Source organism: Novipirellula aureliae (assembly GCF_007860185.1).
Lineage (GTDB): Bacteria > Planctomycetota > Planctomycetia > Pirellulales > Pirellulaceae > Novipirellula_A > Novipirellula_A aureliae.
Genome location: NZ_SJPY01000005.1, coordinates 19,453 through 45,564 on the forward strand (window position 1 = coordinate 19,453; position 26,112 = coordinate 45,564).

Below are 26,112 nucleotides of genomic sequence, written 5' to 3' on the forward strand. Positions count from 1 at the left end.
GTGGATCGGTTCGAGGAACAGCCTCACCGTCTCGATTTGCTCACTGGTCGATCGGTGCGTCTTGCGCACGCTTCTCTTTTGCTCTAGGCCGCTGCTGGCCTCCGCTCGCTAACCAGCGAACTGCGTTGACGTTACTAGTTTTGGTTCGTCGCTGCGCTTTTTGATTTGATTTGACTCGTCTGGTTGGCTTGCATCCACGGTTCGTGCTCGGAAAACGCAACGGTTGCGTTTCCGGCTTGTCCAATCCATTGCCAGCAGGAGTTTTCCATGAGTCATTCCATTGTTGATGCGCCGAAACAGCACCCGAAGCGGCATCCAGCTGAACCGTACGTCACTGTTCGCCACGTCGAGACAGCAGAAACTGAAACGGGTAAGAAATCAAAACAACGCGGACCGCTCCGGCGTGGGGTATCCCTTGTGCTGGGCAGCATTGGGCCGACCTTGGTCCTGATTGGTTTCGCTGCGGTGTTCTATTACGGACATCATAACGACTGGCGAATCCCAAAATTTGCTGCGTTGACGGGAATGGTCGAGCCGGTCGTCACCGATTGGTGCGAAGAACACAGTGTGCCCGAATCGATTTGCGTGCAGTGTGATCCGACGTTGATGCCGAAAGGTGCTGATTATGGTTGGTGCGAGGTTCACGGCGTGCATAACTGCACTTTGGAACATCCCGACGTCGCCCAGTTGAAAGAGACGCCTTCGATTTTGCCGAGCGATCTGGAACGAGCGATGCGAGCCTTGGAAATTGCGACTCGGAAAGAAAACAATAGTGCTTGCAAAATCTACCAAGCGAGAATTCAGTTCGCTTCGATCGAGTCGGTGCGTCAGGCTGGTGTTGACGTGGAATTGGTGCAGCGGGCTCCTATCACCGAAGTGATCACCGGCAGTGGGGAAATTGTCTATGACCCCACCCGTCAAGCCAGTTTGGCGTCACGCTTGCCGGGAACCGTTTGGTTGGTGACCAAGAATGTGGGCGATCCCGTTGTCCAGAGTGAAGTACTGGCCGTGATCGACGCTGCGGCAGTCGGCGATCTGAAGACAACGCTACTGAGAGCCCTTGCCGAACGCAAGTTGCAACAGCAGAACGTTTCGCGATTGAGTGATGCTCGCGGGGCAATTGCTGGATCGCGGATCTTGGATGCCGAGGCGGCACTGGCGAAAGCGCAAGCCGATGTGCTGGCCGCTGACCAGTCGCTACGAAATCTTGGCTTGCCGGTCGATGTCAACTCGTTACAGGGGCTCAGCGAGCAACAGGTGCTGGATCAACTGCGTTTGATTGGTATTCCAGACGCGATTCGCAGGCAACTTGATTCGCAATCGATAACGTCAAATCTGTTGCCGGTTCGCTCGCCGATCGAAGGTGTCGTTGTTGAGCGTAGCGTGGCACCCGGTGAGGTCGTTGATCCGGCACGGATTCTGTTTCAGGTAGCCGATGTTCGCCAAATGTGGATGACATTGAACGTGCCGCTGGAAAACATGAGCCAACTCGCTATTGGTCAGCCCGTTCATTTTCACGCCGACGGAAGTCGGATGCCGGTGGTCGGAAAACTTGATTGGATCAGCACGTCGGCGGATGGGATGACGCGAATGGTTCAGGTCCGGGCCGTATTGGATAACGCTGATGGACGCCTCCGCAACGAAACCTTCGGTACGGGCGAGATCCTATTGCGAAGCGAAGCCAACGCAATCGTGATTCCGACTGGGGCATCGCATTGGGAAGGCTGCTGCCAAGTCGTCTTCGTTCGTGACAAAAACTATTTCGACAGCCCGGAAAGCTACAAGGTGTTCCATGTTCGTAGCGTTTGCCTGGGGGCGACTAACGGAGGCGTTACGGAGGTCATCTCCGGAGTTCTTCCCGGCGAAGTGATCGCGACTGACGGCAGCGACGTGCTGCGGGCGCAACTCCTCAAGAACAACCTAGGCGCAGGCTGTGACTGCGTCGCTGAATAAAGGAATGCACGGATGCTTAATTGGCTCATTGATTTTTCACTCAAGCACCGCGCGCTGGTGATCCTGGCCGCGTTGCTGTTCGCGATCATCGGTGGTTTCTCGTTACTGCAACTTGATATCGACGCGTTTCCGGACACCACGCCGGTTCAAATCCAGATCAACACCGTCGCGCCCTCACTCGCTTCGGAAGAAATCGAACGACAGATCACGTTTCCGGTCGAGCAAGCGATCAGCGGATTGCCGGGGCTAAACGAACTACGCTCGATTTCCAAGTTCGGATTGTCGCAGGTCGTCGTGATCTTTGACGACGGAATTGACATCTACTTTGCCCGACAACTGATCAACGAACGGTTGTCGACTGTCGAATTACCCGACGGAATTCAGCGGCCACAAATGGGACCGGTCTCCACAGGCTTGGGCGAGGTGTTTCATTATGTTCTCGTCTACGACGGCGTCGACTTTTCGACGGCCTCCAAACAAGAACGCACCAAGCGGATGACCGAATTGCGAACGATCCATGATTGGGTGGTCAAACCACAATTGCGATCGGTTCGCGGCGTCGCGGAGGTCAACAGTTGGGGTGGCTATGAAAAGCAATATCAAGTGAGGCTCGATCCGGATAATCTTTTCAAATATGGCCTAACGTTCGAGGAAGTATCCAATGCCATTACCTCGAACAACGAAAATGTTGGTGGAGGGACGGTGACCGATGGAAGCGAGATGTTGCTCGTTCATGGTGTGGGTCGAACCGTCAATCTCCAAGAGATCAGCAATATCGCGATCACGGCAGTCAACGGCGTTCCCGTTCGAGTGAGCGACGTGGCCACTGTGGAGATCGGTCACGAAATTCGGCGGGGTGCGGTGACGGCGAACGGACGTGGCGAGGCGGTGCTCGGTTTAGGCTTCATGTTGATGGGCGAAAACAGCCACGATGTGACTTGGTCGATCAAGGAAAAGATCGCCAGCATCCAAGATACGTTGCCTGCGGGCGTCAAGATTCAAACCGTCTACGACCGCACGGAATTGATCGACCACGTCATCCACACCGTCCAAAAAAACCTCTTCGAGGGTGGTCTACTGGTGATCGCGGTGCTGTTCATCTTCCTGGGCAATCTGCGAGCGGGCTTGATCGTTGCGATGGCGATCCCGCTCTCGATGCTGTTCGCATTCTCGGGCATGTTGAAGTTCGGCATTGCGGCCAGCCTACTAAGTCTTGGGGCGATCGACTTTGGATTGGTCGTCGACAGCTCGGTGGTGATGATCGAGAACTGCGTCCGGCACTTGGCCCACAACAACCACGGCAAGAGTCGGCTCGAAATCATTCGCGATGCGGCGGTTGAAGTTCGCAAGCCGACCATGTTTGGTGAACTGATCATCATGATCGTGTACTTGCCGATCTTGTCACTCGAAGGGGTGGAGGGAAAGCTTTTTCGTCCAATGGCGTTAACGGTCATCATAGCACTGGCCGGTTCAATGGTACTTTCACTCACATTGATGCCGGTATTGGCCAGTCTGTTTCTGCCAAAAAACGTTCAAGAGAAAGAGCCGCTGCTGATCCGAGTCCTCAAACGACTCTACTCGCCAGTGCTGCGATTCACGATGCATCACAAGGCGTTTGTCATCGGCTCGGCACTGCTATTGTTGGTCAGTGTCTTTGGACTTGTGGCCCCGAATCTTGGTAGTGAATTCGTGCCGCGTCTGTCCGAAGGTGCAATCACGATTAACGTGGTAAGACTGGCTGGGACGACGTTGGAAGAGTCCATTCGGTACAACACAAAGATGGAGCAAGTGCTACTGGAAAAGTTCCCCGATGAGATTTTTCAAGTGTGGAGCCGAATGGGCACGGCAGAGGTTGCAACCGATCCCATGGGAACGGAACTCACGGATCTATTCGTCACCTTGCATCCCCGAGAAGAATGGACGCGCGCCGAGACTCAGGAAGAACTGACCATTGCCATTCAGGAGGAATTACGAGATTTGCCGGGACCGCGATTGGCGATGTCGCAGCCGATCGAGATGCGGATGAACGAGATGATCTCGGGCGTTCGTTCCGATGTCGCGGCGATTCTCTACGGCGACGATTTGGACATAATGGTAGAAAAGGCCAGCGAGATCGAACGGGTACTCAATTCCATTCCTGGTTCTGAGGATGTCAAGGTCGAACAAGTCTCCGGCCAACCGCTGTTGGAAATTCGCATCAAGCAAGATGAAATCGCACGCTACGGGATTCCCGCCAGCACGATCATGAATCTGATTCGTTCATTGGGCACCCACAATGTCGGGGAGGTTTACGAAGGCCAATTGCGTTTTCCGTTGATCATTCGTTTGCCAGAGAAGGCGAGAGCGAATCCCGAAGCGATCAAGCAAATCTTGGTCGCCACGCCGTCGGGGCAACGCATTCCACTGTCGCGATTGGCAACGATTGAAAAAGTCGAAGGCCCCAACACAATCAAACGCGATTGGTATCAGCGACGAATCACGATTGAGTCGAACGTTCGGGGACGTGACCTGGGCAGCTTCGTCGCTGAAGCCCAACGCGTCATTGCCGAGAAGGTTCAGTTGCCACCGGGACGTTATCGTGTCGAATGGGGTGGCCAATTTGAGAATTTGGAACGCGCTCAATTGCGATTGATGATTGTTGTGCCAATCGCCTTGCTGATGATCCTGTCGCTATTGTACATGACCTACCGCAACTGGGTCGACTCGCTACGAGTCTTCACCGGGGTACCGTTCGCATGGATTGGCGGCGTGTTAGCTTTGTGGATTCGTGACATGCCGTTTTCGATCTCGGCAGCGGTAGGCTTCATTGCCCTATCTGGCGTTGCGGTTCTGGATGACATGTTGCTGGTTTCGACAATTCGGCAACTTCGCCGACTTGGTCGTTCGCTCGATGAAGCGGTTGAAGAAGCGGCGATGACTCGTTTGCGTCCAATTTTGATGACAACGCTTGTCGCCAGTCTCGGTTTTGTGCCGATGGCTTTCAGCACTGGCATGGGGGCTGAAGTGCAACGACCGCTAGCGACGGTCGTCATCGGTGGCGTTTGCAGCGCGATGGTGATGAGTTTGCTCGTGCTGCGAGTACTCTATGTCGTTTTCAATTTACCTGTTGAGAAGTTTGATGGAGATGGTGGAGATGATGATGGTCATCAACTCGAACCGAAATACCCGACCGACCCAGAGGCCGAGCAGGCGTCGGATTCAGACGATCCGTTTGAATCAGAAACGCTGCCCGAACGTCTGACGGTCTAACCCTGAATTCGGCTATTCCGAAGGAGATTTACAATGAAGAAGAATTGGATGATGAGTTTGAGTGGTTTGTCTTTGGCCTTTTTGGTTAGCGGCACACTGGCAATCAGCGGATGTGGAAACAGCGAAACAGCATCCGATGGTGCTGCCGGATCCGGCTCACCCGCCGTGACCAATGTTGACAACAGCCACGGCGGTTGGTGGTGCGTAGAGCATGGTGTGCCCGAAGAAGAATGTGCGTTGTGCGACAAAACATTGGTGTCAAAGTATAAGGACGCGGATGATTGGTGTGACGAACATGCCCGTCCCGAGTCACAGTGCTTCCTATGCAGCCCGGCGAGGTTCGATAAGTTCGCCGCCCGCTACGAAGCAAAGACCGGTCACAAACCGCCCCAACCCGAGGAGTGAGTAGCGTAGTACTAGTAGTGGTGGTGGCTTCCAGCCGCCGTAGACAATAGAAAAGAGGAAGGGAAATGACCGACTGCGGATGTGAATTTGAGGCAACCGATGACGACCAGCGGCGAACGCTACGGATCGTCTTAGCGATCAATGCGCTGATGTTTCTTGCAGAGTTCACGGCGGGGGTGATTGCTCGGTCGACCGGTTTGACCGCGGACTCGCTCGACATGTTGGCTGACGCCAGCGTCTATGCCGTCAGTCTGTATGCGGTCGGAAGAGCGGCAAACATTCGCAGACGTGCGGCGACTTCGAGTGGAGTTCTGCAAATGGTTCTCGGCGTCGGGGTGCTGATCGAAGCACTCCGGCGTTTCCGTTCCGGCAGCGATCCCGTCGGCTGGGCGATGATAGGCACGGGCGTAGTCGCACTAATCGCTAACGCCTACTGCTTAAAACTATTGTGGAAGCATCGAGGCGGCGATGTCAACTTTCGTGCTTCGTTCATTTTCTCGGCCAACGATGTGATCGCAAACGCTGGCGTAATCGTCTCCGGTCTCCTTGTCATGCTGCTGAGTTCCCAAATCCCCGACCTTGTCATCGGCATGGTCATCGCGATTGTGGTCATTCGTGGGGGAGTGAAAATTCTCAGGGAGGCAAATTGTGAGGCCGACTAAGGATGTTGTGGAGTGGATTGGTCGTGCACGCTACTGCAATTGCGATAACTACTGCAATACAGTATGCGAAAGGTGTGGTAACAGTACCCCCACAGGCGAAATCGATGGATCTCATTTTTGCGGCTATTGCGACTACGTCATGTCCAAAGATGACTGACTCGCAGAATCGAACAGCGGTTCATTCAGGCCGTTCATTTCGACTGATCGTTAGTCGCTTCATTCGCATTCCAAGCAGACTAGGCAAGCGCGTTTCCTTAGATCCGAAAAACATGCAATTCGTTCGCCACAGCAACAGCGAAATGATCGCTGTCGCGTGGCCGCCGACATACAAGGACGGAATCAGAGCGAATACCGGTGCCGGCACGCATAGAACGCGGACCCACTCGGGGAGCGCACGTTCTTGCATGTTCATTTCTCACTCGCCTCCAACGCTCTTTTTAAGAACTGTTCAACCTGCTTGGTTGCCATCTCGAAGAACTTAGGAACACTCCGTAGGAATTGTACTTTCTGCTCCATGCTCCATTCTTCAAAGGGAGTCACCGCCTCCGAATAGCGATCATCATGATCTGGCCCGATCGCCGTGTATTCCGTCAAGCACAAGCGTTTCTTTCCATTGTGTTTTCGCCACTCCAAGGCGTTATAGTCACAATGGTCGCTCACGTGATCCATTTCATCGTACCAGTAGGTGTATCCAACTTTGCATGGTATGGAAAGACCTTCAAGTGTCTTAACAACGGACGCCCATTCGGCATCGACGTGTTTGTAAGCAGCAGTAACTTCAGGTTCAAGTTCCCGCATTCGCGCAGAGAGAGCGCCAAGATCAATCTTGTTCATTGTTTCTCCAGTTAGGAAGTTCGCCACTGCCCTAGCAGTATTGGCGGAAGTTTTAATATCGACCCCTCGACCGACAGCCTATTTATATGCACGAGCTTAACCAGTGTCAATAAAGAAAACTTGCACCCCGTATGAACACTGTGAAATTCTAGACCGGCTATTTTGCTATTGGATTGCGAAAACCTAGACCAATCAGTTCAGCCGCCCGATCGTGGGAAGGACAGTAAATGGCGAGTTGGTCGCGAGCTCTGCTGATAGCTACGTACGTGATTTGGTGCTCTTGATCCATTGGCACAGGGTTGATTAAGTGGTCAATCGCATCATCACTAAGCAGGACAAAACAGCTATGAGACTCGCAACCCTTCGCTTGGTGAATCGTCCGAGTCATCCTGGATTCCTCGCTAGTGCGTACCGTTGTCAAAAGATCGCGAAAACGGATTTTCTGTGCTGCTTGGTAGAACTTGCCGATCGCCTTTGGCTTTGCAATAGTGACGCCGGAAAACTCGCCCATGACGAAATCTCGCAAGCCATTGTAGAAATCCAGACAGGTTTCGTTGGGCGAAAACTCGCACCGATTGATCGAGAATTCAAGAAGCGAAACTGCGAATCCATATCGAAACAACTGAGTAACAGCAATTTCACCTGCAAATGGCGCTCTCAATTTCTTGCTGCTGGAACAAGTGCGAGCCAAACGACGAACGGCTAGGTCAAACATCTGTTGATCGGATAGCGATACGGATTCAGCTAGTTGGGACAGAAACCGAGGGCGATCTACCTCGGATGCATCGAGGAGCTTCCAAGGATTGGATGTCGCGTGACCCAGTGCCAGTCGAATCTTTGAGACGCTAGCGTGGTCTCTTGCTAAACAAAGCAAATCCGCGTCTTCTCCAAAGAACTTCCTAGTTGTTTCAATAGCGGTGGCCAGCTCACCGGACACCACGATTGGTGTCTTGCCCACCGCGTCTCGTAGGGATTCTTGTTGCAATCTATCGGTTCTGACCTTATTCAATACCGATACGATCGAAGCGGTGCTTCGACGATTTCCAAGAATCGAATAGTCACGCTGGCCCGGCAAGCAATGTCTTTGAAAGTGGTCCTGAGAAGCACCTGCAAAACCAAAGATTGATTGAGCCGGGTCGCCGATGACTCCGACTATGGTTCCTTCCGCTGACAACCAGTTTGCAATATCAGCCGGAATCGGCGTGGTGTCCTGGTACTCATCAATGAACAAATACGGAAATCGAGCCGAGAGAAAACGGCAGATATTAGGGAACGATTTCAGTAGTCGATGTGAAAAAAAGAGAACGTCTTCGTGACTGAGTTGCCCGGCTTCCCAATATAGCTTTTTGTACCCAAGAAGACTGGTGTGAGTTAGTAGATTCCCGACTTCTTGCGAGTATGTGTCGCCAAAGTAAACGAATTCTGCATCGCCGTGGTCGTTGACCTGCGTACCGATCGCTCGAAGGCATTTCACGATCTGCTTGTATTTCGTCTTTTCGCTGCCCAACAGCAGACGAGCTTTTCCATTGGACCTAAGCCAATCGTGCAATCTTCTTGTGTAAGGATGATGCTCATCATGCCCGTTTACATCTTGGTGAGCAATTGGTGTGCCGCCAAGAATCGCCGGAGCCAAGTGGAGGTAGGGTCGAACGATGTTCCGATACAAAAAAGAGTGAATAGTGGAAATCTCGGTTGACCCAGCGGTGTTGCCTAGTCGGCTAACAAGCTCTCTGACCGCCACGTTCGTGTGCGAAATGACCGCAATCTTTGAAACTGATGTTAATCGACTTGATCGCCGAGCCACATTGTGAATGTGGTGAGTCAACCAATGTGTTTTTCCCGAGCCAGGCCCTGCCGTCACTCGAAAATGATGTTCGATATCATCCAATCGCTCGTCTGACTTAATTTCCGTTGCATTCACGCTGACGATACTCCAGTCTGAGTTGCCCAGGCAATCGCATCCTCGATGTAGGTAGGGGATGCGAATTCGAGTTCAGCGTTGCGAATCACCTGTTCCACCGCAAAAGCGTGCTCGCCTTTGCAGCCTTCGGCACACTTCAAGTAAGCGGCAGCGTAGGTCTGTCGCTCTCGATCCTCCTTGTCAGCGATCGTTTTGAGGGCGATCAGCTCATCATCCTCGAAAAGCCCTTTGATCACTCTCGGCAGCGTTCCCTGGTTCTTACTCAACTCAGCCAGATGCGTCCGATGTGGCATCGACTCAGAGATAAGATGAACGTGTTGACTATTCGAAATCGCCAAATCGAATTCCAGAGTCTTGGTGGCATGAAACACACGGACCTGTTCGTGATTCTTCGTCGCTGTAACAAGTGCCAATGCCGTCGAGGAAATGTCTTGATATTCATAGGCCATAGGTTCGGCGTTCAGTTGGAATGGAAAACAAGCATGCCACCTCGCATTTTTCTCGCCCTTCGACTTTCGGGATGGATCACCGTCGACAATGCAGGCAACTCTTCGCTGCAGACTCAAGTGGATCTGCGATGGTTCCGACGCGATACCGAAAAGCGGTAGAAAGTGCTTGAATGTGAGCCCGTCGACCCTAACGATCGCCACGTGAGACTGATCTAGTGGCAGCGACAAACGGTTCGCAATTGCGGGAATAATCAGCTGTTCTGCAATTCCCTCAACGAAGACAACCCCCTTTGCGAACAACATCGTTGACTTTGTCGCATCCAGGTATCTCGCCACATAGTTCTTTGATATTCTCCCTTCTTTGGTATCCGGAAATAATTTTGCAGGATAAGCAACGTTAATCTCGCCGGATCGGTTCACGGAAAGGCAAATAATCGGTTCTAATCCGACTGCTGAGGTCACATGCGTCGAGTGAGTCGTTACAAAAATCTGGCGACTTGAGTTTGATTCATCGCCAATTCGGCTAACGATGTGTGACAGCAACTTGTGCTGCAAAGCCGGATGTAAGTGTGCTTCGGGCTCTTCCACCAACAGCATTGGAAAGATTGCTGCGTTTTCTCCACGACGTTTTGATGCGCTGAACGACATACTCGCCATCATCAGCGAAATGTAGATCAGATTGTTGTACCCCAATCCTTGGTGGGTTGCGGGGAAACTGAACTTCTCTGTGGCGATGTAGAGTCGAAGTGCCGCGATGATATCCGATTCCTGAAGACCACCATCCAACATCGGCTCACCGCCATCACTCGCACCAGTTTGCGATACGAGGTCAAATAGTTTCTCAGTGTCGAGTCGGCCAACCAAACCATCGCGAAGGGCCTTCGAGTTTTTACGGAAGCTCTTCTGCAATCTGCGAACTTCTTCCCCGTCAGTATTAGCATCAAGCACTTCGCGAAGCATTGTATTGAAAAGAGGACTGCCACCCGAAAACATTTCTGATTCGACATCTCGCAAGGCATCCAGAAATTGACAATCAAATTTGGCAAGCAATTCGCGATCGACCGTCATCTGCGTGGATCGGTTGCCTCCGTAGATTCGCGAAACGTATTTTGGCAACAATTCGTCAATCGCATCAAAAAACGAATCGGCTGTGGGTTTCTTTCCAACAATCTTTTCAAACTCAGGATGATCTTGCTGGGGAAGTGCAAACGAGAACGTAAGCGTGGCCTCCCATGGAGGATTTAGTTTCGTCAACCAACTTGCGACTAGGCCGCGATCGAAATCCGAATCCGCATCGCCCGATGATCGAAGCGTGACAGCGACCTCAATCTCAGGAGGCACTTTCGAGGGTGAAATCAGGCGATTGAAATCATGGACTGTTGGTCGCCGAGCACCTCTACGATTGAAAATCAGCGTGAGAGCTTTTAGCAGTGTTGTTTTTCCACCGTTGTTCTCGCCAATGATGACGTTTAGGCCAGGCTGAAAATCAATCGTATTATTTTTGAAACATCTGTAATTAGTGATTTGTATGCGAGCGATATACAAGAATTGGATTCCTTTTTGAGCAAACTATTTGTAGACCGTGAAGCGGCCGTCTTCTAGTTGGCGGACGTTGCCGACGATGGCGAGCGTTTCCAGCAGTTCGGCAACGTCGGCTTTGTTGGCTCGGGTGTAATAGGCGGCGATTTCTGCAGACGCGGCGGGGCCGGTGTGACGCTGAAGCGCGGACTGAATCGCAACCATTCGCTCGGGCAGCGTTTTGGGCCATGGTTGTTTCTTGATCTTGGTCGTGGCCTTCTTCGTGGTGGTCGGCTTCTTGTCGTCGTCACCTTCCGATGATCCAGTGAAGACGGTTTGAGTTGGGCCGCCCTTCTTTCCGTAACTTGGGTCTTGGAACTCGGGACGGAGCCAACGGATGATCCCTCGGCTTTCTTCTTCGGCACGTTCGTGGTTTAGATCGACGAGTCGCTGCAAGATTTCTTCGTCTTCCAGATCGTGCGGCCAACCGTAAGCGTCAAAAACAGCAGCGTCCAAGTCATCATGAATTTGCTTGAGAACCGAGACGAGTCCATGCTGATGAATCGTCTGTTCTTTGGATGTGAGCTTCTCGCCCGATCGTAATGTTTCCAGCACGTTGTACATGCCGGTCATCGTTAGCGTTGGATGTTGTTCCTGCTGCCGCTTGCGATGAGCATCGAGTTGCTCGGCAAGGTCGCCAATGCGTTGCTTGGTGGCGTCGTCAGTGACGGGGAAAGGGAAAGTAGAAAAACAAACCGACTGGTTGTATCGAGGATCGTTTCCAACACCCAAGCGACCACCGGTAGCTAATGCCCATACAATGTGAATCCGCGAAGAGAGCACGCCTAACTGTGATGCGTCCTTCAATACCACCGCAACTAGGCCCTGATCCGGTAAAGTATCCTGATCGAGGAACACAAAGTAACGATGTTTTGCGGTCATCGGTGTCGCCATGTATCGCGTCATTCCATCGAGTCCAGCGCGTAGATCGGTATGTTTCCGTCCAAACACCCACCAGTTTTCACGTCGATATGTTTCGCGGTTTTGATCGCGTTCCGGTTTCACGCGGTCAAATACCCATTGAAAGATATCAGGAAACTGCGATCGCAGTTCCGCTTCGGATAATCCCTGAAGATCGATAACAAACAAACCTCGATTTCGTTGGGCAATATCTCGACCATTGCAGAACTTTGTTACATGTCGTTTTAGCCTGGACGTTCCGTATCCAAGCTCTGCTGCCTTTTTTTGATCGATAACAAATCCACTTCCAATAAGACAGACACCTCGAATTGCAATCCCTTCGTTTGCACAAAGCGGGGATACGCTCGCAACATCGGCACCAACTCGCAAATCTGGCTGAATAATTCCTAACTCGTCATCAAACTCGATCCCCGCCGCCTCTTCTCCCTGTTCGATTTCGCTGACAACTTTGCTAAGCAAACCAAGGTGTTCTCCCGCAATGCCAACCGTCATCGCGATGCGAACCGCCGCGCACATGGCCGTGTCGACCCACGGGTGATCGGGAATTGCAAACAAGAGCGATAGCGGTTCCTTCGCTTGTAAGTGAGGCGTGATAACTCGGCGGTTGAAGGTTTGACGCAGGCTGTTAGTCGTGATCAGACCAAAACGATCCGCTGATCCATGACGCACTTTCTCCGCGGCGTTGTGCCACCAGTACATGACGTAGTCGCACGATTCCGGCAATTCTTTGAATGTCCCGCGTATCGACTTGGTGTAACCGTCGCCAAGTGCATCTCGCATTCTGGACGTGCCAATAAACGGTGGATTGCCGACGATGTAATCTGTTTCGGGCCACTCGGCCTTTTGCGGGTTGATGTATCGCAACTCCTGGACACGGGCGTCTTCGTCGGGAACTTCTTCGCCTGTGACCGGGTGCGGCTTGGTCGTGCGTCCGTCCCAACGGGTTACCGGTTTGCTTTCGTCATCGACGACCGGCTCGATACTGTCCCACGTCAATACGGCGTCGCGGCAGTCGATATTGTGATAATCTTTCAAGATTGGTTCGGGCGGGGCGATCTCGTTTCGCGTCCTTCGGTGCCACTGGATGAAACCGATCCATAATACCAACTCCGCCAATGCCGCCGCTCGCGGGTTGATTTCGATGCCCAAAAATTGGTGCGGGTCGATCGTGATCCCCGGCAATACGTGGTCACCAAAACTGGCCATCGCCGAAACGACTTCGCCTTCGAGCCGTTTCATCAACTCCATCGACACGTACAAGAAGTTGCCGCTGCCGCAGGCCGGATCGAGCACTCGCGTCTCACACAACTTGCCATGGAACTCTCGCAGCAACTTCACTGCGTCTTTTCGCTTGCCCTCTTCGTCCAACTGGATTGCGGCCGCATAGGTCGCGTCCCACTGTTCCCGTAGCGGCTCGATAATCGTCGGCATGACCAGCCGTTCAACGTAGGCACGTGGCGTGTAGTGTGCACCCAGCTTATGACGTTCCACCGGATCAAGTGCTCGCTCTAATAACGTGCCGAAGATCGCTGGTTCGACCAAATCCCATTTGTGCTTGGCCGCTTCGACCAACAATTCGACTTGGTCCTTGGTTAGCGGTAATGCCGTCTTGTCCTTGAAAAACTTGCCGTTGAAGTGACGGATTTTCTCGCGAAGAATGGTACTGAACTTACCTTCGTCCATCGCTTCCCAGAGCGACTCGACCATCGGTTTGAAATTCTCTGGCTCGAATCGCAGGCTCAGCAGCAACTCGGTGAACGAGTCTTTGCGGATCAGTTCGACATCTTCGGCGAACATCGTGAACAGGCACCGCATCAAGAAACCAGCGACGACTTCGGCGTCATGTTCAGCTTCAAGACTCTTGGCCAGTTTCGCCAATCGCGTGGCAATGTCCCGCGTCACATCGGCAGCGTGTTTGCTGGGGTCCAGAGCGTGCGGATCGGTCCAAAGAAGTTTCAGTTGCTCACGAGTTCGCTGGTCTCGTAGCCGAGAGAGCGGAATGCGATAGCTATTTGGATCGGGAAACGGAACGTAGTTCTTACCGCTTCCGGTGAAGTCGGCATACAAATCGAAACAGTAACCGACATCGACAACAACCAGGAACGGTGGCCATTCGTCGGGGATCGCTTCGGCGTACCCCTTTGCCTGTTTGCGAGCGGCCTGCATCGCCCGATCCCAACCGGTAGTACCACGCGCGGCGGTGCCGGCGAGCTTCTTGGCCGTTTTGGTTACGGTGGCGAGCGCCGCATCGCGTTCGGCTTGTTTGCGTTCGCTGCCTTGTTTCGATTCCAGCACAAAGCATCCGGCACGGAACAGATCGACGCGTCCGTGCGAAATACTGCCGTCCCCATTGTTGAATTCGACTGCCTTTTCAAAAACGTAGCGGTTGAATTCCGAATCCTGCTGAGTCGGTTCAGGATGTTCAACACCCAACAGATCGCACAATTCCTTCAGAAAAGACTGCGAATTGGCCATCTCCGCACCGCCAGACTTCTCCCACCTCTTAACAAACGCATCTGCAAATTCATCGGGAGTCATCGTGTCTGCCGCAATCTCGCTAGTGGGATTGGAAATTGAAATGGCGAGACTCGAATAATTCAACCTCACCGATAAAGCCAAAGTTTAGCAAATCGATGCGAATTCCGTAGCCGGCCTACTTTTCAACTTTTTCGCGGTGACCCGCTTATTTGTCTTCGACGAAAGAGCCCAAGAAGCCAGATGCCAAGGGATGACCTTAGCAGATGGTGCTGGGCTTTAATCTTCCAAATCATCACGAGATCCCCCTAGTTCTCGCAGCCTGCCCATTCTGGCTTGCCTGGAGCTGTTTTATTTCGGATACAGGGGACGATTGTTCGCGGTCTGTTCGCTCGGTAAAATAAAGTCACCAATAGTTCTCCCGTTTTCACACATGGCAAAGATGTTCATTAGCGAGCAGCAACTCGTTGACAATTTCATAGAAATGGCGGATCCCGGATTGTGGACTCGTGCGGGTGGCGATACGCACATCAAGACACTTTTTGAAAGTAAGTGTTCGGATGGGCAAGCTGATTGGGTTTGGTCATCGTCACCGAAGCCTTGGTCGACGGAGCTTTGCGAACATTCTACGGCGTTGATGCAGAATCCAACGTGTGCTCGTATCTTGGCGATGCTGAAACCTTCAGCTCCGCGTCGCGCGTCGTTTCTTCGGGACCGCGTGGGCGTGTCTGCATCGACATTTCGTCGCTCGCTGGGGCGTTTGACGGAAGCGAAGTTGGTCGCATTGGTTGAGCAGCGAGGATATGTGCTCGGTGAGCGAGCCAAAATGCCGGAAGCCGAAGTCGTTGCATTTGAATTCAAACTCGAAGATTGGAAGCGTGCATTCTATCAAGCGACTCGATACCGATCATTTGCCCACCGCGTCTATGTCGTGATGCCTGCCAACATCGTCCATCGCTGTGAGTCGCAATTAGGCGCATTTCGAGTCCAGAACATCGGACTGCTGGCTCATGACCTAGTGAAGGGTGCTTCGCGTGTCGTACCCTCGGTAAAAAAATCGCCGCGATCTAAAGCTAATTACCTGAAAGCCCTAGCCATGCTACACGCCAGCAAAGTCGTGTCGTAAGCAGTTTTAGGGCGAAGCGATGCGCTGAAATTCTTCCAATGCTTCGTCCCATTGATCAAGATGCTCGTCGTTGGTCAATCTTTGGAATTGGATTCCGTTGGCTTTGAGATCAACGTAGAGTGACTTTGCATAGCGGACACGAGTTAATAGTGCGAGCAAGTTTTTACGGACGTTGCTTACAAGAGTGGAATCGATGTCATTTAGCGTTTGCCAATGGTGTCGTTCTGACAATCGGTCATTCCATGCAGACGAATCTGGTGAACTAGCGGATGTAATCTCTGAATCCAACGGTACGCCCGAGAGCACGTCATTAAGCCGTCCAATGTTTGCGATTTGCTCAAGTTCCGAAATCATGATTGTGTTCAATAGCGGACCAGATGAGTAACGCAACCGAGGGCGTCGTGCAATCGTGTCTTTCTTGACAAACGTGTTCATGTGGCACTGTCGCTGAGATTGAGACCAACCTGTCGCGATGGTGGTTGCCCCGGCAGCACGCATCGTCAGGCCGACGAAGTCGCTATAACCGCAGTTGACCTCAAATTGGTTCCGATCTCCCAGCACGTAAGTCGCATAGAGAATGTTTGCCAAGCGATCCTGGTCGAACGACTGCGAATAGGACGCTTCGTCTCGAACAATGCAAAGATAGAATCCGTGGACGTCCCAAGAGGTAAGGGTATCAAGAAACATTTCCAGTTCGGAACGAGAGTCAAATGCTGACTCCGATATAACAAACGACAATAACAGTGGCTTTGGTGAAGTAAGCCCGGCATGAACATCAACGGAACTGTCTGCTAGCTGCAATGCAATTTGAGACCAACGATCGGAAAAACTTGAAAGAATGACTGTGGGCGATAACAGCCGATCTAGGTCTCGCGTGTGCTGGAACTGAATCGTTGAAGCAGCATACTCCCTAAGCTTTTTTGCTCCAATGAAATCACTCGCATTCCGCCCCGCCTCGTAATAGGGATAGTGATCCGGAAGATACCGGTCCTTCGGGGGCGCAACCGTGCAGATGTGGAACTGGGGATCAAGCATCAGCGTATAGGAGCCAAGCGTGCGAAGCTCCGCTATGCAAGCATCTAGCTTATCTGGCTGTTCATTTCGAGCAGCAAAGATCACGCCCTGCGAAGACTTGTCATTGAAAGAGTCCCTGATTCGGTCAGATTTCCCGTGCCCGTGTTGTAAGTATAACGTCACGATGTGGCTCCTACTGCATTCAATCGTTCAATCAGTTGTTCACATTTTCGGTATCGAAGGTGTGGTGATTTGCCCAGCATTCGCATGATGATCGCGCTGAGATCTTCAGGGAAGTTGTCGACAAGTTCGTGTGGCGGCGTTGGATGAAACTTCATGACCTTAGTGAAGAAGTTCTCTGAACCATCGCCTCGGGTATAGAAAGGATGATCGCCCGTAGCCATCTCATACATGGTGACGCCGAGCGCGAACATGTCGGATCGGAAGTCCATGATCGTCCGACGATTCCCATAGTCGAACTGCTCGGGAGAGAAATAGATGCGGGTTCCTACTAGAAAACCGCCACTGAGTGAATCGCCAGCTTTATCAAATGCTAGGCCCGCGTCTAACAGGACAAAGTTGCCGTCGTTACGGAGCATAATATTGCCAGGTTTGATGTCTCGATGAACTTTCTTGAGTTCCCAGATCGCCGCAATGGCGTGGGTGATTTGGACGCCGAGTCGAACCACTTCAATTGCGGAAAGGCAGCGGCCTCTTTTGATTTGCCGCAAATCAGAACCGGTTATCAATTCCTCCGTGAAAAAGATTAGCCGCTCGCCGCTAATCTCAATGAACTCCAATCCGATAGGACCAAGCTTGACCATGTGCGGCGATTTGCACTGCCGCATTGTCTCGACTTCGCGTTTGGCTCTAACCACCACATCCGGGTCGTACTCGGACTCCATTTCATCGCTTTCGACGGTTTCAATCGGTGCTCGCGAGAATTTAAGAGCGTACCGTTCTCCATCGATCTCGCCTGAAAAAACGATTTTTTGTCCGCCACGTCCTAGCGGTTGGACGTCCGAGACGGATGTGATCGCAGACTCAATTTGATTCGGTGTTAAATTTGGCAATTCTACCACAGAAAACTCTCCAATAATTTGCCAGCACTGCTATATCGCCCTGCGGTCACCCTTCAAGAAAACGAATTCCGAAATTGGCGTGATACCAACTTAGATGCCTTAACAAACCACAGTTTATCGCACTAAGGCTGTGTCGTCGCCTCCAGTAAGCTACATATTCTACGATGGCATCTGGCCCGCTACGGAGAAGAACTTATCCCCGTAATTTGCAGCCATTAGCGGGCCAATTCGACAGACTGCCGAACTACATATTCAGCTTCGATCCGATGACTTGGCGTTCTACGGACTGACCCGTGCTTTTGTTGCTAACATCCTGCAAACTGCACTCCAAGGCGAAGTCGTCTCGCAGGTTCTCGAAGGACAACGTCGTTTCGATCTTTTAATTCGTTTGGAAGAAGAGTATCGAACGGACTATAAGAATCTGGGGCGATTGCGAATCGATCTGCCGAGTGACAATGACCATAAAAGTCGCGGGCAAATTGAACTTCGCGAAGTTGCTGAGATTAGCGAAGGCACAGGCCCGAACGCGGTTAACCGCGAAAATGCTCGACGGCGGATTGTGATCCGCTGTAATACGGACGGTCACGACTTGGCAAGTGCTGTGGAAGAGATCAAACAGAAACTTGATCAGCAAGTTATGTACAGCCTCATCATGTCGATTGCTACCAGCGATCCGCTTGAAGTGCAGATGTACAAACAAGCGATCCCACCAGACGCGGGGATCGTTCATATAACTGTCGAAGTCCACCAGGATCGTTTAGCGAGATGAAGAAAGAGAAATTTAGCTAGGTTTAGTGTTGCCTACGGTCGTGACTGTGAACGATGCGTGCGTTGATCGACTGTCTGCGATGTTGTACTGGAATCCGCCGACGTTAAGTGATCTTCTACGGCCCGCTTCGGCATGGAACTTGCACCGCACATTGGTGGACGAGATAGTGACCGGGCATCCAATTCTTGCCAGCGAGCAACAGATAAGAACTTACCGTGTCAGTTGCTTCCAGCCGCCGTCATGGCGGCAAGATGCTACCATCTTTCTGTTCGGCATCGCAGTGATGAATGGCGTCGTCTTGATTGAACACATTCGCGCGTTACGCGAATCGGGAGGCAACATGCAAGAGGCGGTGTTCAGTGGGGCGGTGGACCGAGTGCGACCGGTGTTGATGAGGGCTACGACCGACGCATTGGGATTTCTACCGATGGCATTTTCAACCAGCAGCGGTGCCGAAGTTCAACGCCCACTGGCGACCGTCGTCATTGGTGGAGTGATTACATCGAGCCTATTGACATTGATCGTGCTGCCGTCAATCTACAAGTGGTTCGAGCCAAAGAATGAAATCAACGAAGATGTCAACGAAGAAGAGAACGAATGAGTAAAGTCAAAATAGAACTCAGTTTCCTACTGCCCGGCGTGCCGGATGCTCGCGACAAATGTGTCGAGCGAATTGGAGAGCGGTTGCGTATGCACACCGGGATTGATGACGCACATCTCTCGGCTGCGGACGAAAGCCAGCCCGATCGATTGTGTATCCATTTCGATCCCGATGCGATCTCGATGGTTGACGTTCAGCAGATCGCCCGTCGGGAAGGGGCCAAGTTGGACGATCGCTACGGTCATTTCGTCAGGCGTATCGAATCCGTTCATGCGCGGCGCGCCTCTGCCATTGAATCACGTCTATCGCGAGTGGGCGGTGTGCTGGAAGCCGCCGTAGCACCCGACGGTGCGGTTCGAGTCGAATACGATCGTAACGTCACCGACGACCAGGCGATTGAAACGGCTTTGCGGAAATGGTCCAAAACCAGCGAACTCGTCGAGGCGGATCACGCTGGCCATAAACATGAGGACGAGGGTCATGAGGACGACGACGATCACGGTGGCCACGACCACGCACACGGCGGTATCTTTGGGCCGCGAAGCGAATTGATTTTTGCCGTTCTGTGTGGCGTCTTCCTGTTGGTCGGATGGCTGCTGGAAACATTCACGCCAGTCATCGACTGGATACCGCTGGGTTGCTTCATCGCCGCATACATTTTTGGCGGTTACTACACGGTCACCGAAGCGATTGAAAAAATCCGGGCTGGCAAGTTTGAGATCGACTTTCTGATGATCGTCGCTGCAGCGGGTGCAGCGTGGTTGGGAGCATGGGCAGAGGGCGCGCTACTGCTGTTTTTGTTCAGCATCGGCCATGCTTTGGAAGGTTATGCGATGGGCCGAGCCAAACGAGCCATTGAAGCCCTATCGGAACTGGCACCGAAAACCGCACGAGTTCGACGCGATGGAAGCGAATCAGAAATTCCCGTCGAAGAGTTAGTTGTTGGCGACGTTGTTATCATCAAACCTGACGAACGAGTGCCCGCAGACGGTTTTGTGATCGCCGGTGAGTCCAGCGTCAACCAAGCACCGATCACGGGCGAAAGCGTGCCCGTTGATAAGCGACCCGTCGATGATGCGGGTTCAGCAGCGTCCGATCCCGAGTCGCTTCCGCCGGAGCATCGTGCATTCGCCGGAACGATCAACCAGTCGGGGTCGCTTGAAATCCAAGTCACCAAATTGGCATCCGAAAACACGCTAGCCCGCGTCGTTACGATGGTCAGTGAAGCCGAGACGCGGGTTTCGCCAACGCAGAAGTTCACCAAAAAGTTCGAGCGTTACTTTGTGCCTTCGGTCATCGTCGGTGTCGTGCTGTTACTTTTCGCACCACTCGTCATCGACGAAACCTTCAGCGAATCATTTTACCGAGCGATGGCCGTTCTGGTGGCGGCCAGCCCCTGTGCGTTGGCAATTGCCACACCCAGTGCGGTACTCAGCGGCGTTGCCCGAGCCGCACGCGGTGGCATCCTCGTCAAGGGTGGCGGGCCACTGGAAAGTCTCGGCAGTCTCGACGCGATTGCCTTTGATAAAACGGGAACGCTCACCGAAGGCGAACCGAAAGTCACGGACGTTCGCACCGCCGATGGTGTCGATGAAACTGACTTGTTGCGAACCGCAATCGCAGTGGAAGACCTCAGCAAGCATCCGCTTGCTAAAGCAGTCGTTCGCGACGGGAAGAAGAGATTGGGAGAAGGGGAGTTTGGGAGTGGGGGAGAGATTCCAGATGCGACTGATTTGCAGAGTATTACTGGGCGCGGGATTCAGGCAACGGTTGAAGGTGACGTGGTACATATTGGCAAAGACGACCTATTCGCCGAAGTCGACGGGCCGCCGCTACCGGACAGCGTTCGCCAGATTGTCGAATCGCTCGAACGCAACGGGCGCACGACGATGATCGTGCGACGGGGTGACCGTTATCTTGGCGTCATTGGATTGATGGATACACCCCGCGAAGCTTCCAAGCGAACCATTGCACGGCTACGAGAACTTGGCATCGAGCGAATGATCATTATTTCCGGCGACAACCAGCAAGTTGCCGATGCGGTTGCCAAAGAAGTCGGCCTTGATGAAGCCCGCGGCGACTTGATGCCCGACGACAAGGTCAACGAGATCAAAAAGCTGCAAAGCGAAGGCGGCGTTGCAATGGTTGGCGACGGAGTCAACGACGCACCCGCGATGGCATCGGCATCGGTCGGCATCGCGATGGGAGCGGCGGGCAGCGACGTGGCACTGGAAACCGCCGACGTCGCCTTGATGGCCGACAATCTCGACCATTTGCCGCTGGCGATCGGACTGAGTCGGGCAACCCGGCGTATCATTCGGCAAAACCTCTGGATGAGTCTCGGCATGGTCGCGTTTCTGGTTCCCGCCACCATTCTCGGGCTCAACATCGGTCCCGCCGTTGCTCTGCATGAAGGCAGCACACTGGTGGTCGTCTTCAACGCGCTGCGGCTGCTCGCTTACAAACCCTCACCGTGATCGGAGGCTCAAATGGAAATCAAACACATCATTCTCGGCTTGCTTGAAGCGGTCGTTTGGTACTTCTTCATCTACTACTGGCTCGACACCTTACGAAACCCAACCCGCAATTTGTGGATTGCATCGGCGGTGCTGTTGGCATTGTTCTATCTCGGCTTCGTGCTTTTTCCTTGGGTTCGGCACACGCCAGCTTGGGGTGAGTTGTAATCACGCATCAAAACGTCGGTGGTGGGCCGTCCATTTGAATTGGGGCGTCTTTTTTAGGTGAACGATCCGCTTGTGGGTTTGGCGGGGCCTCGTCGTCGCAGGGGTTGTATATTCTCACCACACGAGGGGTTCCGTCAAACTCTTGGGATTGTATCGATCGGACTTGATTTTGATCGCAAATTATCTGTTACAACCGTTCTTATAGGCGTTGCAGGCACATTCGATTGCCGAAAAAGGAAGGGACCGAGGGAATTCCTCAAGTCGTTTCTGTCTTTCGCATTGGTGTTCTTATGATCTCTTACCGCCGTCAACACTTTGCCCGTTTGCTTTTGCTTGCAACGACCGTTGGAGTAACCGGCTGCACGGCGACACAGCCGTTTGCGGCGCGGACGCACACCAGCCCAACCGACCCTCTGGATTTAGTTGCCCAGACTGCAAAGGGGCCAAGTTCGCCGGCAGTTCAGCAAGTTGCTTTCGATGAGATGTCGTTGGTCGATTCCAAGCTGGAGGACATGACGCCAGAGAAAGACAAGCAAGAAGAGAAGGGAGAGAATGACGCTAATGTTCGGTTGGCGGCTCCCTTGGAGAGTGAGTTGGATGGGATGCCGCTGTCAGAATATCAATCCGGGGTTGCTGCGATGACGCTGGCCGACTTTGAAGCACTTGCTTTGGGAAACAATCCGACGATCCAGGAGTTGGTCGCGACAACACAAAAAGCCGCTGGATTCCGCACCCAAGTTGGTTTGCGAGCGAACCCAAGTATCGGCTACCAAGCGAACCAATTGGCCGACCAAGGGACTGACCAGCACACGGTCTTCATTTCTCAAACGATCGTTACCGCCGACAAGCTTGCTCTGAATCGATGCGTATTAAACGAAGCGTTGCGTGCTCAACTGTTGCAACTTGAGGCTCAGAAGTACCGGGTGACAACCGATATTAACGTCAAGTTCTACGATGCACTGGCGGCACAACAACGCATTGATCAAATTAGTGATTTCTTGTCGGTCGTCGACAAGGGATTGGACTTAGCCGAACTTCGCAAGAAAGCGCTTGAAGGGTCACAACTTGATGTGTTGCAAGCGAAGGTCCAGAAGAACGAGATTGAGTTGGCACTCCAGCAAGCCGAGGTGAGTTACGCCGCCGCTTGGCGAGAGCTGACGGCACTGGCAGGTAGTCCGCAAATGCCGCCCGTAAGACTATTAGGCGAGCTACCAGAATCAGCAACGACATTAGATTGGTCCACGCTAGCATCCACGATTATCGCATCGAGTCCAGAATATCAGGCGGCACAAACGCGAGTCAGCCAAGCGCGGGCGAATCTGGAGCGTCAATGCGTCCAACCGATTCCGAACGTAGATGTCCAGTTCGCTGCCGGCGTGGACAATTCGACAAATTCAGGATTGATTAACTTGCAAATCGGGGCACCTATACCCGTATTCAATAAGAATCAAGGCAACATTGCCGCCGCCAGAGCAGAACTATTGCGTTCAGCACAAGAGGTTCACCGAATCGAGAACTCGATCAAAGCCAGACTTGGTGCGGTCTCACGCGATTACGATTCTTCGCTGGCAGCGGTCGAGAAATATGCGAAGGATATTCTGCCAAATGCAGCCGAGAGCCTGCAATTAGCGGAGACAGCATACAAAGCAGGTGAGACAAGCTTTGTTCAAGTTCTGGTCGCTCGTCGCACCTATTTCGATAGCAATTTGCAGTACATCGCTTCGCAAGCTCAATTGGGTCAGGCACGTGCCCGTGTGGATGGATACGTGTTAACTGGGGCACTTGACGCAGTGATCGATAACAGCGGTGACGACAGCCTTCGTGGGCTGACGTTCAGTCAACAATAAAGCGTTTGCTTCGTAAACTAAATTGTGGGCTCAAGAAATGGTTGCCCTTGACCCGATTAGATAAGCTGAGTAAATATTAAGGAGCGGCGTGATCGTCTAAACGTCCAATTTACCCGCAGTCGCCATTTTAGACCGCCCCTTTTCCACACTTGTCCAACAGTTTCTTGTATGTTCGCAAATATCACTCACATTTTAACGCTCATTGCGTTTGCCGCTCACGCGGTGCTGGGTTGTTGCGCTCATCATTCGCACGCGGGTGGGATCGACTGTTGTTCGAGCAAGACGACTCAGGTTGCTAGGGATGATGATCATTCGCCAGAGCCGCATGCTCATGTTTGTTGCGGTCATGTTCATCTGATAACGAATGCTCATGACGTTGACGGTGTTGATGTGCTGGCGGATATTCACAGCGATGTCGAAGCCGTTTGTGCTTCAGAGTCGCCTTGTCATCACGACGATCACTGCAACGGTTCGCGGTGCAGTTTCGTCGCTGAAGGCTCTCGTGTCCTGAACGTCGATGCACCAATCCTAGTAGGCGAGTTTTCGTTTTATGGTGCGAACTGTGTGGCAAACGACTACGCATTGTTGCTATCGCGAGTGATTCAGCAGCGTGTTGAGTCGCCGTTGGGAATGTCATGTCTCACCTCATCTCAGCACTGCGTTCATCTGCAATCTTGGCAGATTTGAGCGATTTTCTTTTTGCTACCGCTGTAGCCTCATAGAACGGAATTTACTCCGTTACTGCACGCATTGACCATCACGAAAAACCGCAATTCATCCGTAGCCGTGGTTTCTAGCCGCCGTTTTGGTTGCGCTGTTTTTCAGCGGTTTCGAGCTACCGTTACGAATCCCTAACCGGTTGGGCTGCGCCCGGATTTCGGCGAATCCCAAAACCATTTTGGCTACGGCTCAATGAGCTGTGGCAACCGTTTCGCTACACCCCTGTTCATAGAGTACTCGTGATGCGTTGGAAACTTCCAAAACTACCTTGGCCCGCTATTCGGCTGGTTGTCGGTGTCATTGTTGTCATAGTCGCTGGTTTGACTTACAGCACATGGTGGCCACCGATATCGAATTGGGTTGATTCGACGCTGATGTCGCACCGTGGGACTGCAACCGAAGATGGGCACGATGACCATGCCGAGCCTGCACCAGTGGCGAATGAGTCGCTGAACCTGACTGTCCAGGCGATCAAAAATCTAGGCTTAACACCGGAGTACTTGCGACCCATCGAACTGTCGACCTACCGTCGATCCATTACGGTACCGTCAGTCATCGTTGCAAAGCCGGGGCGGTCCCAGGTTGTTGTCGCATCGCCGCTCAATGGAGTGGTTACTCACGTTCATGCGGTCACGGGGCAAGCGGTCATGCCAGGCGAATTGTTGATGGAAGTCCGGTTGACCTACGAAGAATTGGTTGACAAGCAAACAGAGTACCTCAAGACGTTAAGCGAATTGGAAGTTGAAAACCGAGAGATCGCTCGCTTAGAAGAGGCGACTCGTAGCGGTGCGGTTTCGGGCAAGTCACTATTGGAGCGTCGTTATGCCAAAGAGAAATTGGATGCACTTCTGCGAGCACAACGTGAAGCACTTCGGATGCACGGTTTATCGGATCGCCAGATCGAGCAAATTGGAACAAACGGTCGATTGTTGCAAGAATTGAAAGTCATGGTTCCTGACATTGATCGCCATGAGCACGACGAAGAAGAGGACCGGGAACTGCGACTGAGCCAGGCTCCAGTGCGACCGGTCGCGTTTGCAATGCCAGCGAGTCAGATCGCAGCACCGCCGGCAATTCTCAAATCTGAGGGTCACGAACATCGGCCTTTGGTGGTCGAGGACTTGCAAGTTCATAAAGGCCAAGCAGTCGTTGCCGGTGACAAACTCTGTTCGCTTTCTGACTACAGCGAGTTGTTTATCGAAGGCAAGGCGTTCGAGAACGATATGGCGGCGATCAACGAAGCAGTCAAACGAGGATGGTCCATTGACGCGGTGTTCAAAAATGCCACTGCAACAGAAATCGTTCGCGGGTTGAAACTTGCGTTTGTCGCCAACGCAATTGACCCGAGTTCTCGCACGCTATCGGTATTTGTTGAGCTCCCAAATGAAATTATCCGTGATGAGACAACGACTCAGGGGCAACGCTATCTTGACTGGAAATATCGATTGGGCCAACGGCTTGAATTGCAAATACCGGTTGAGCAGTGGGAGAACGAAATCGTGGTTCCGGTCGATGCGGTGGTGAAGGACGGAGCAGACTGGTTTGTGTTCCAGCGAAACGGCAACCGGTTCGACCGCATCCCTGTCCATGTCAAGCATCGCGATCAAACCTCAGCCGTGATCGCCAATGATGGCTCAATCTATCCAGGCGACGTCATTGCCCTGAAGGCCGCACATCAGATGCAAATGGCGGTGAAGAACAAGTCCGGCGGCGGTGCCGATCCACACGCAGGACATAACCATTGACGATTGAAGATTGAAGATTTTTTCCTTCAATCTGCATTCTTCAGTCTGCGTTGTTCAATCTACAATCTTCAATCGTA

At 52.6% G+C, this 26,112-nt stretch carries 20 protein-coding genes; 12 read left to right on the plus strand and 8 right to left on the minus strand.

The features are described 5' to 3' along the window. Positions 1-134: 134 nt before the first annotated feature. The gene (locus Q31b_RS29360; RefSeq protein WP_261343862.1) at positions 135-269 is read right to left on the minus strand and encodes a hypothetical protein; all 135 of its coding nucleotides are present in this window, start codon (positions 267-269) and stop codon (positions 135-137) included. Here Q31b_RS29360 and Q31b_RS14990 point away from each other — a divergent pair. The 4 genes from Q31b_RS14990 (at position 268) to Q31b_RS15005 (ending at position 6,269) form a co-directional block, all read left to right on the plus strand. After that, positions 268-1,953: an efflux RND transporter periplasmic adaptor subunit gene (locus Q31b_RS14990; RefSeq protein WP_146600515.1), complete on the plus strand. Its 1,686-nt coding sequence runs from the start codon at positions 268-270 to the stop codon at positions 1,951-1,953. The genes Q31b_RS29360 and Q31b_RS14990 overlap by 2 nt on opposite strands. Positions 1,954-1,965: 12 nt before the next feature. Further along, positions 1,966-5,202 carry an efflux RND transporter permease subunit gene (locus Q31b_RS14995; protein WP_146600516.1) on the plus strand — a complete coding sequence of 1,079 codons (3,237 nt, stop codon included), beginning with the start codon at positions 1,966-1,968 and terminating at the stop codon, positions 5,200-5,202. A 33-nt stretch (positions 5,203-5,235) separates the two neighbouring features. Then, complete coding sequence (locus Q31b_RS15000; RefSeq protein ID WP_146600517.1) at positions 5,236-5,607, plus strand: RND transporter; 372 nt, start codon at positions 5,236-5,238, stop codon at positions 5,605-5,607. Positions 5,608-5,672: 65 nt separating this feature from the next. Beyond that, positions 5,673-6,269, plus strand: coding sequence for a cation transporter (locus Q31b_RS15005; protein ID WP_146600518.1), 597 nt, complete (start codon positions 5,673-5,675; stop codon positions 6,267-6,269). Between the two features lie 178 nt (positions 6,270-6,447). On the opposite strand, the gene Q31b_RS15010 is transcribed toward Q31b_RS15005, so the two are convergent. From Q31b_RS15010 to Q31b_RS15030, 5 genes are all read right to left on the minus strand, one after another. Then, positions 6,448-6,681, minus strand: coding sequence for a hypothetical protein (locus tag Q31b_RS15010; protein ID WP_146600519.1), 234 nt, complete (start codon positions 6,679-6,681; stop codon positions 6,448-6,450). Further along, positions 6,678-7,103: a hypothetical protein gene (locus tag Q31b_RS15015; protein ID WP_146600520.1), complete on the minus strand. Its 426-nt coding sequence runs from the start codon at positions 7,101-7,103 to the stop codon at positions 6,678-6,680. Before Q31b_RS15015 ends, Q31b_RS15010 begins: the two co-directional genes overlap by 4 nt. A 157-nt stretch (positions 7,104-7,260) precedes the next feature. Then, positions 7,261-9,024 carry a UvrD-helicase domain-containing protein gene (locus Q31b_RS15020; RefSeq protein WP_197171581.1) on the minus strand — a complete coding sequence of 588 codons (1,764 nt, stop codon included), beginning with the start codon at positions 9,022-9,024 and terminating at the stop codon, positions 7,261-7,263. Then, positions 9,021-11,018, minus strand: a complete 1,998-nt coding sequence (locus tag Q31b_RS15025; protein ID WP_146600522.1) for an ATP-dependent nuclease — start codon at positions 11,016-11,018, stop codon at positions 9,021-9,023. The genes Q31b_RS15020 and Q31b_RS15025 overlap by 4 nt, the downstream gene beginning before the upstream one ends. A 24-nt stretch (positions 11,019-11,042) precedes the next feature. Beyond that, a complete protein-coding gene (locus Q31b_RS15030) occupies positions 11,043-14,579 on the minus strand; it encodes a class I SAM-dependent DNA methyltransferase (RefSeq protein WP_197171583.1) in 3,537 nt (1,178 codons plus the stop codon). Positions 14,580-14,880: 301 nt separating this feature from the next. On the opposite strand from Q31b_RS15030, the gene Q31b_RS15035 reads away from it, so the two are divergent. Beyond that, positions 14,881-15,573 carry a winged helix-turn-helix domain-containing protein gene (locus Q31b_RS15035; protein WP_146600523.1) on the plus strand — a complete coding sequence of 231 codons (693 nt, stop codon included), beginning with the start codon at positions 14,881-14,883 and terminating at the stop codon, positions 15,571-15,573. Between the two features lie 6 nt (positions 15,574-15,579). Here the strand turns inward: Q31b_RS15035 and Q31b_RS15040 are convergent, their stop codons facing one another. Beyond that, positions 15,580-16,770: a hypothetical protein gene (locus tag Q31b_RS15040; protein ID WP_146600524.1), complete on the minus strand. Its 1,191-nt coding sequence runs from the start codon at positions 16,768-16,770 to the stop codon at positions 15,580-15,582. Continuing rightward, positions 16,767-17,669 (minus strand): serine/threonine protein kinase, encoded by a 903-nt coding sequence (locus Q31b_RS15045; protein WP_197171585.1) that lies wholly within the window; start codon positions 17,667-17,669, stop codon positions 16,767-16,769. The genes Q31b_RS15040 and Q31b_RS15045 overlap by 4 nt, the downstream gene beginning before the upstream one ends. A 226-nt stretch (positions 17,670-17,895) precedes the next feature. Between Q31b_RS15045 and Q31b_RS15050 the strand changes: the two genes are divergently transcribed. From Q31b_RS15050 to Q31b_RS15080, 7 genes are all read left to right on the plus strand, one after another. Beyond that, entirely contained in the window at positions 17,896-18,438 is a 543-nt protein-coding gene (locus Q31b_RS15050; protein ID WP_315860397.1) for an efflux RND transporter permease subunit, read from the plus strand. A gap of 40 nt (positions 18,439-18,478) precedes the next feature. Then, on the plus strand, positions 18,479-19,039 hold the full coding sequence (locus Q31b_RS29030) for an efflux RND transporter permease subunit (protein WP_231617595.1): 561 nt from the start codon (positions 18,479-18,481) through the stop codon (positions 19,037-19,039). Further along, the gene (locus Q31b_RS15060; RefSeq protein ID WP_146600526.1) at positions 19,036-21,516 is read left to right on the plus strand and encodes a heavy metal translocating P-type ATPase; all 2,481 of its coding nucleotides are present in this window, start codon (positions 19,036-19,038) and stop codon (positions 21,514-21,516) included. The genes Q31b_RS29030 and Q31b_RS15060 overlap by 4 nt, the downstream gene beginning before the upstream one ends. A 12-nt stretch (positions 21,517-21,528) precedes the next feature. After that, a complete protein-coding gene (locus Q31b_RS15065; RefSeq protein WP_146600527.1) occupies positions 21,529-21,723 on the plus strand; it encodes a hypothetical protein in 195 nt (64 codons plus the stop codon). A gap of 290 nt (positions 21,724-22,013) precedes the next feature. After that, positions 22,014-23,570: a TolC family protein gene (locus Q31b_RS15070; protein WP_146600528.1), complete on the plus strand. Its 1,557-nt coding sequence runs from the start codon at positions 22,014-22,016 to the stop codon at positions 23,568-23,570. 168 nt (positions 23,571-23,738) lie between these two features. Beyond that, a complete protein-coding gene (locus Q31b_RS15075) occupies positions 23,739-24,257 on the plus strand; it encodes a hypothetical protein (protein ID WP_146600529.1) in 519 nt (172 codons plus the stop codon). Between the two features lie 275 nt (positions 24,258-24,532). Then, positions 24,533-26,035 carry an efflux RND transporter periplasmic adaptor subunit gene (locus Q31b_RS15080; RefSeq protein ID WP_146600530.1) on the plus strand — a complete coding sequence of 501 codons (1,503 nt, stop codon included), beginning with the start codon at positions 24,533-24,535 and terminating at the stop codon, positions 26,033-26,035. Positions 26,036-26,112: the final 77 nt, after the last annotated feature.

Excerpts from the sequence above, each read along its gene's own strand:
- Q31b_RS15075 (WP_146600529.1), top strand. The coding sequence starts at position 23,739 with ATGTTCGCAAATATCACTCACATTTTAACGCTCATTGCGTTTGCCGCT.
- Q31b_RS14995 (WP_146600516.1), top strand. The coding sequence starts at position 1,966 with ATGCTTAATTGGCTCATTGATTTTTCACTCAAGCACCGCGCGCTGGTG.
- Q31b_RS15060 (WP_146600526.1), top strand. The coding sequence starts at position 19,036 with ATGAGTAAAGTCAAAATAGAACTCAGTTTCCTACTGCCCGGCGTGCCG.
- Q31b_RS15065 (WP_146600527.1), top strand. The coding sequence starts at position 21,529 with ATGGAAATCAAACACATCATTCTCGGCTTGCTTGAAGCGGTCGTTTGG.
- Q31b_RS15010 (WP_146600519.1), bottom strand. The coding sequence starts at position 6,681 with ATGAACATGCAAGAACGTGCGCTCCCCGAGTGGGTCCGCGTTCTATGC.
- Q31b_RS15080 (WP_146600530.1), top strand. The coding sequence starts at position 24,533 with ATGCGTTGGAAACTTCCAAAACTACCTTGGCCCGCTATTCGGCTGGTT.
- Q31b_RS15000 (WP_146600517.1), top strand. The coding sequence starts at position 5,236 with ATGAAGAAGAATTGGATGATGAGTTTGAGTGGTTTGTCTTTGGCCTTT.
- Q31b_RS29360 (WP_261343862.1), bottom strand. The coding sequence starts at position 269 with ATGGAAAACTCCTGCTGGCAATGGATTGGACAAGCCGGAAACGCAACC.
- Q31b_RS14990 (WP_146600515.1), top strand. The coding sequence starts at position 268 with ATGAGTCATTCCATTGTTGATGCGCCGAAACAGCACCCGAAGCGGCAT.
- Q31b_RS15070 (WP_146600528.1), top strand. The coding sequence starts at position 22,014 with ATGATCTCTTACCGCCGTCAACACTTTGCCCGTTTGCTTTTGCTTGCA.
- Q31b_RS15035 (WP_146600523.1), top strand. The coding sequence starts at position 14,881 with ATGGCAAAGATGTTCATTAGCGAGCAGCAACTCGTTGACAATTTCATA.
- Q31b_RS15015 (WP_146600520.1), bottom strand. The coding sequence starts at position 7,103 with ATGAACAAGATTGATCTTGGCGCTCTCTCTGCGCGAATGCGGGAACTT.
- Q31b_RS15005 (WP_146600518.1), top strand. The coding sequence starts at position 5,673 with ATGACCGACTGCGGATGTGAATTTGAGGCAACCGATGACGACCAGCGG.